The organism is Luteimonas sp. RIT-PG2_3 (assembly GCF_054902115.1).
Genome location: NZ_JBUBPF010000007.1, coordinates 201,883 through 208,064, shown reverse-complemented (window position 1 = coordinate 208,064; position 6,182 = coordinate 201,883). Strand labels below are relative to the sequence as shown.

The 6,182-nt window shown below is 67.3% G+C and carries 5 protein-coding genes and 1 pseudogene; 4 read left to right on the top strand and 2 right to left on the bottom strand.

What is annotated here, in order from left to right; all coding sequences use genetic code 11:
- Positions 1-165: 165 nt before the first annotated feature.
- From rnr to sugE, 4 genes are all read left to right on the top strand, one after another.
- Positions 166-2,700: a ribonuclease R gene (rnr, locus tag ACYX7E_RS13090; protein ID WP_462081031.1), complete on the top strand. Its 2,535-nt coding sequence runs from the start codon at positions 166-168 to the stop codon at positions 2,698-2,700.
- Positions 2,701-2,805: 105 nt separating this feature from the next.
- Positions 2,806-3,567 (top strand): 23S rRNA (guanosine(2251)-2'-O)-methyltransferase RlmB, encoded by a 762-nt coding sequence (gene rlmB / locus ACYX7E_RS13085; protein ID WP_462081016.1) that lies wholly within the window; start codon positions 2,806-2,808, stop codon positions 3,565-3,567.
- A 36-nt stretch (positions 3,568-3,603) separates the two neighbouring features.
- On the top strand, positions 3,604-3,903 hold the full coding sequence (locus ACYX7E_RS13080; protein ID WP_462081015.1) for a CBU_0592 family membrane protein: 300 nt from the start codon (positions 3,604-3,606) through the stop codon (positions 3,901-3,903).
- A gap of 229 nt (positions 3,904-4,132) precedes the next feature.
- Positions 4,133-4,450 (top strand): quaternary ammonium compound efflux SMR transporter SugE, encoded by a 318-nt coding sequence (sugE, locus tag ACYX7E_RS13075; RefSeq protein WP_462081014.1) that lies wholly within the window; start codon positions 4,133-4,135, stop codon positions 4,448-4,450.
- Positions 4,451-4,571: 121 nt separating this feature from the next.
- Here sugE and rnt read toward each other — a convergent pair.
- A pseudogene (rnt, locus tag ACYX7E_RS13070) lies at positions 4,572-5,222 on the bottom strand (ribonuclease T); the annotation flags it as partial.
- 196 nt (positions 5,223-5,418) lie between these two features.
- Positions 5,419-6,123, bottom strand: coding sequence for a phosphate signaling complex protein PhoU (phoU, locus tag ACYX7E_RS13065; protein ID WP_462081013.1), 705 nt, complete (start codon positions 6,121-6,123; stop codon positions 5,419-5,421).
- Positions 6,124-6,182: the final 59 nt, after the last annotated feature.

Genomic DNA, 6,182 nt, shown 5'->3' with positions numbered 1-6,182 from the left:
TCGATGCGCCCGCCGCTTGTCAACGCATCGATACAAATGACGAACATGTCGCGCGGCATGCGCGGGCATGCCGTCCAGACGCATTGGTCTCCCGGGCACCCAGGTGCTAGCGCGGCAGCGGCTGCCGGCAGGTTTTGACGGTGCCTTGGCGGAGCGGGGTGTAACATCGTCGCGATGGCAAAACCACCCAGCAAGCGCGGCAGCGGCCGCACCCCGTCGGGATCCAAGGATTCCGCCCCCAATCGCGCCAACAGCAGCGCTTCCACTGGTCCAGGCAAGCGTGCCGCCAAATCGGCGCTGCCGCCATGGATGCCCGAATCGATGGCAAAGCCCGTTTCGTCGCCAGGCGGACCGTCGCGCGGCGCTCCACGCTCTTCTGCCGCACGTCCGCCGAAACCGGCGCACGCAGGCCCAGGCCGTCCCGGCACCGGCACCGTCAAGGGCTTTGGCGATGATCCGCATGCGGCGCGCGAGGCCAACCGCTACGAGAACCCGATCGCCAGCCGCGAGGCGATCCTGCAACTGATCAGCAGCGCCGAGGGCCCGCAATCGGCCGAACAACTGGCCGAGCAGTTGGGCCTGACCGCGCCGGACCGTTTCGATGCGCTCGGCAAGCGCCTGGGCGCGATGATCCGCGATGGCCAGTTGCTGCAGAACCGGCGTGGCGGCTTCGTCCCGGCCGAACGCCTGGACCTGATCCCCGGCACGGTGATCGCCAACCCCGACGGCTTCGGTTTCCTGCGTCCCGATGCGGGCAAGGGCGACGATCTGTTCCTGCCACCGTTCGAGATGCGCAAGGCGATGCATGGCGACCGCGTCATGGCCAGCGTCACCGGTGTCGATCGCCGTGGCCGTCGCGAAGGCGTCATCGTGGAAGTGCTCGAGCGCAGGCTCAACCGCCTGATCGGACGCTTCACGCTGGAGTCGGGCATCAGTTACGTCGTGCCCGATGATCGCCGCATCCAGCGCAACCTGCAGATTCCGGTCGAGGCACGGCTGGAAGCGCAGCATGGCCAGCTCGTGGTCTGCGAGATCGTCAAGCCCGGCGATGCGCATCGCCCGCCGATCGGCCGCGTGCTGGCCGTGCTGGGCGACGCACTGACCCCGTCGCTCGTCGTCGAGGCCGCCATCCACGGCCACGACCTGCCGCACGAATTTCCGCCCGCGGTCCTGGCTGAAGCCGCCGCCGTGCCGCTCGACGTCGACGCCGCCACCGCCGCGAGCCGGGTCGACCTGCGTGCGCTGCCGCTGGTGACCATCGACGGCGAGGATGCCAAGGATTTCGACGATGCCGTCTACTGCGAACCCAATCGCGATGGTTTCCGTCTGATCGTCGCGATCGCCGACGTTTCCAGCTATGTCCGTCCGGGCACGCCGCTGGACGACGAGGCGCAGTTGCGTGCGACCAGTGTGTACTTCCCCGGCTTCGTCGTGCCGATGCTGCCCGAGACGCTGTCCAACGGCATCTGCTCGCTGAACCCGAAGGTCGATCGCCTGTGCTTCGTCTGCGACATGCAGGTCGGTCGCGACGGCCTGGTCACCGAATCGAAGTTCTACGAAGCGGTGATGAACTCGCATGCGCGCCTGACCTACACCCAGGTCTGGCTGGCGGTCGGCGAGAGCGATGCCGAGGCGCGCGAACAGGTCGGCTCGCTGATGCCGCAGATCGAACGCCTGCACCAGCTGTACTCGGTGCTGGCCAAGGCCCGCAGCAAGCGTGGCGCGATCGAGTTCGAATCGTCGGAAGTGCGTTTCGTGCTCGACAACCGTGGCGAGGTCGTGCAGGCTGGCATGCTCCAGCGCAACGACGCCCACAAGCTGATCGAGGAATGCATGATCGCGGCCAACGTCGAGGCGGCGAAGACGCTGCTCGCCGGTCGCATCGCCGCCCCGTACCGCATCCACGACAAGCCGCCGGAATCCAAGTACGCCGACCTGCTGGAGTTCCTGAAGGAGTTCCAGCTGCGGATGCCGCCGTGGGCCAAGGTCGAGCCGCGCGACTTCACCGGGCTGCTGAAGAAAGTCCGCGAACGTCCCGATGCGACCCTGCTCGAATCCGTGCTGCTGCGCAGCCAGAGCCAGGCGGTCTACTCGACCGACAACATCGGCCATTTCGGCCTGGCGCTGGAGGCGTACGCGCACTTCACGTCGCCGATCCGGCGTTACCCTGACCTGCTGGTGCATCGCGCGATCAAGCATCTGCTGGCCGGCAAGCCGCTGGCCTCGTTCAACTACAGTCCGCGCGACATGGCCAGCCTGGCCCTGCAGTGTTCCGAGCGCGAACGCCGAGCCGACGAGGCCGAGCGCGAAGTCGACGAACGCTATCGCGCGGCGTGGATGGAGCAGCATGTCGGCGGCGAGTTCGACGGCGTCATCAGCGGCGTCACCAGCTTCGGCCTGTTCATCGAGCTGGCGCAGTCCAAGGTCAATGGCCTGGTCCACGTGACCCAGTTGCCCAACGACTTCTATCACTTCGACCCGATCCGCAAGATCCTGGCCGGTGAGCGCGTCGGACGCGAGTTCCGGCTCGGGGACCAGGTGCGCATCGTCGTACTGAAGGCCAGCCTCGAGGAGCGCAAGATCGACTTCCGCCTCGTCGAACCCGGTGGTCGCGGCGGTGCCGGAAAGCCCGCCGATCCCGGCCTGAAGCCGATGCCGCCGCGCGGCAAGCCGGCCAAGCGCGCCAAGCAAGCGTACTGAGTCCAAGGGGCCCGCGCACATCGTCCGGGCCCCGGTTCTCACATCCTGCATTGCATCCGCCATCCCCCTTCCTCCATTCCCCCTTACAGATTCCCTCTCCAGGCAATGAGCAAACAGAACCAGTGGATCGTCGGCATCAATGCCGTCGCTGCAGCCATCGAACACGATGCCGAGCACGTGCGCGAAGTGATGATGGAAGCCGGCGGCAAGAATCCGCGCCTGACCGAAATCGAAAGCAATGCGCGCCGTCGCGACATCGACGTGCGCAGGGTCGCGCAACAGGCGCTCGATGGCGTCGCCGGTGGCCTGCGCCACCAGGGCGTGGTCGCGCGCTACGCCGCCGCCCGCACCTGGGATGACGACGACCTGCAGGCCCTGGTGGAAGCCGCCGAAGGCAAGGCGCTGCTGCTGGTCCTCGACGGCGTGCAGGATCCCCACAACCTGGGCGCCTGCCTGCGCAGCGCGGCGGCGGCCGGCGTGACCGCGGTGGTGATCCCCAAGGACAAGGCCGTGCAGGTCAACGCGACCGTGCGCAAGACCTCGGCCGGCGCGGCCGACAGCATCCCGGTGGTGCGCGTGACCAACCTGTCGCGCTGCCTCGGCGAACTGCAGAAGATGGGCGTCTGGATCTACGGCCTGGTCGGCGACGCGGCGGGCTCGCTGTACGGGCTGGACCTGCGTGGCAACGTCGCACTGGTGTTGGGCGGCGAGTCGGACGGCCTGCGCCGGCTGACCCGCGAGCACTGCGATGGCCTGGTGTCGATTCCGATGCCCGGGCTCAGCTCGACACCCGGCGTGGAAAGTCTCAATGTATCGGTCGCCGCAGGCGTGACGCTGTTCGAAGCGGTCCGCCAGCGCCAGGGCTGATCGTCAGCCCGTCCACACGACAAGGAGGTAGCCGCGATGTTGGAACTGCAATGGTATGACTGGGTTGGACTGGTCGGCACCTTCATGGTGCTGGGTGCTTTCCTGTTGCTGCAGGTCGGCAGCCTGTCCGGCAAGGGGCTGGTGTACCAGCTGCTGAACCTGTTCGGCGCGGTCGGCATCGCGATGTCGCTGGTGCTGGGCAAGTTCAACCTGCCGGCCTTCCTGTTGCAGATCGCCTGGATCCTGATCAGCATCTACGGCATCGCCCGGGGACTCGGCGGCGCCCACAAGCCGGTCGCGCAGCCGCCGAACGGACCGCGCCCGCCGCTGTCCTGAGTCGTTGGCGCGAGGTCGTGGCGGCCGCCAGCGCGTCGCCATGGGTGTCCGCGTCGCGGCGGGTGACATCGCGCCGGGTTACACAGGGGTCATCCCGCATCCCGGCCAGGCCCGATAATTGCCGGGTGCGGCCCCTGGTTTTCCCAGTTCGGCCTGTTCAATCGGAAGCGGGGACGACCCCGCCGCTCCATTCCATCCGGGGACGACCCCATCGCAAGATGAGGTTGTCATGTCCTGGATCATTCTCGCCCTCGCGGGCCTGTTCGAAATCTGCTGGGCCATCGGCCTGAAGTACACCGAAGGCTTCACCCGCCTGTGGCCGAGCCTCGGCACGCTGGCCGCGATGGCGGTCAGCTTCGGGCTGCTGAGCGTGGCGATGAAATCGCTGCCGATGGGCACGGCCTATGCGGTCTGGGTCGGCATCGGTGCAGTCGGGACCGCGATCGTCGGCATCGTGGTGCTGGGCGAACCGGCCAATGCCGGCCGCATCGTCAGCCTGGGCCTGATCGTGGCCGGTGTGATCGGCCTGAAGCTGGCGACCGCGTAGACGAAGCCGCAAGCTGGTCTGCCAGGCAAGAGCGCACGCTCGATCAGACCGGCGCGAGCGGCGTGTTCGCTTCGGCAGGCGGCAGCCCCGGGTTTTCATCCGCAAAGCCCGGCGCTGTCCCCGGCTGGTGCCAGTTGTTGACGATCCTGCAGAACACGCGCGCCGTTTGTTCGGCGTCGTAGAGCGCGGAGTGCGCTTCCTTGCTGTTCCATTCGAAGCCGGCTGCCTGCACGGCACGGGCGAGCACGGTCTGGCCGTAGGCGACGCCGGCGAGGGTCACGGTGTCGAAGACGCTGAACGGGTGGAAGGGGTTGCGCTTGTGGCCCACGCGCGCGACCGCGGCGTTGAGGAAGTTCAAGTCGAAATGGGCGTTGTGCCCGACCAAGATCGCGCGCTGGCAGCCGTGCTTGCGCACGGCGTTGCGTACGGTGGCGAAGACATGGTCCAGCGCCTCGCGTTCGGGCTTGGCGAAGCGGAAGGGGTGGTCGATGTCGATGCCGGTCACTTCCAGCGAGGCCGGGTCGATCAGTGTGCCGGGTGCCGGCTCGACGTGGGCGATCGCCGATTCGCCGAGGATCAGCTGGCCGTCGTCGTCGACATCCAGCGGCACCGCGGCGATCTCGAGCAGCGCGTGCTTGTTCCAGTCGAAGCCACCGGTCTCGACGTCCACCACCACCGGCAGGTAACCGCGAAAGCGCCGGGTCAGCAGGGTGGTTCCGCCGGCTGCGGCGTTGTTCTGGGGACTGGCAGGGCTGTGGACGGCGTCATTCATCGCGCAAGCCTAGCAGAGGCCGCGAGCGTGCCGGGAGCGGGGCAGGCCGGGAATGCCTGAAAAGCCGGTAAAACCGCGCGTCAACGCCGGGGCAGCATCGAGCTTTCTTCGTGGAAGTTCGACGCTGCCCCGGGCTTGAGGACGCCCGGCGCTGGTCCAGGTCTGACCTAGACGCGGTGTTGCCTGTCCGGGGTCTTCAGCTGACGCTGTTGGTACCGTCGCGCTTGTCGCGCGGGGGCAGGCTGTCGTCGCCGTTGACCAGGAACCAGACGTTCTCGGCGATGTTGGTGGCGTGGTCGCCGATGCGCTCGATGTTCTTGGCCATGAACAGCAGGTGCGTGCACGGGGTGATCGCGCGGGCGTCTTCCATCATGTAGGTCAGCAGCTCGCGGAACAGGCCGGTATAGAGCGTGTCGACCTCGGCATCGTTGTTGCGGATGCGCTGCGCGGCTTCGACGTCGTTGTCGCGGAAGGCGACCAGGACGTCGCGCAGCTGCCTGACCGCGATCTGGCCCAGTGCGTTGAGGCCGCGGGTATGCGGCAGCGGCGGCGACAGGTTCAGCGCCTTGGAGCGCTTGGCGACGTTGGCGGCGTAGTCGCCGATGCGCTCGATGTCCGACGCGATCCGCAGCGATGCCAGGATCTCGCGCAGGTCGCGTGCCAGCGGGCCGCGCAGCGCGAGCTTCATGACGTCCTGGCTGATGTCGCGCTCGAGCAGGTCGATGGCTTCGTCATTGGCGATGATGCGCGCGGCGGCCTTGTCGTCGCGTCGTTCCACGACGTCCAGGGCGGCCTCCAGCTGCGAAGCGGCCATTTCACCCATGCGCAGGATCTCGTCGATCACGCGCTGGCGTTCTTCGTCGTAGCTTTTGACGATGTGGTCATGCGGTTGGGTGGTCATGGTCTTGAGGCCGGGAATGGAGAATGGGGAATCGGGACCGGAAAAGCCGGGACGTTGCG

Excerpts from the sequence above, each read along its gene's own strand:
- rlmB (WP_462081016.1), top strand. The coding sequence starts at position 2,806 with ATGAGCAAACAGAACCAGTGGATCGTCGGCATCAATGCCGTCGCTGCA.
- ACYX7E_RS13080 (WP_462081015.1), top strand. The coding sequence starts at position 3,604 with ATGTTGGAACTGCAATGGTATGACTGGGTTGGACTGGTCGGCACCTTC.
- sugE (WP_462081014.1), top strand. The coding sequence starts at position 4,133 with ATGTCCTGGATCATTCTCGCCCTCGCGGGCCTGTTCGAAATCTGCTGG.
- phoU (WP_462081013.1), bottom strand. The coding sequence starts at position 6,123 with ATGACCACCCAACCGCATGACCACATCGTCAAAAGCTACGACGAAGAA.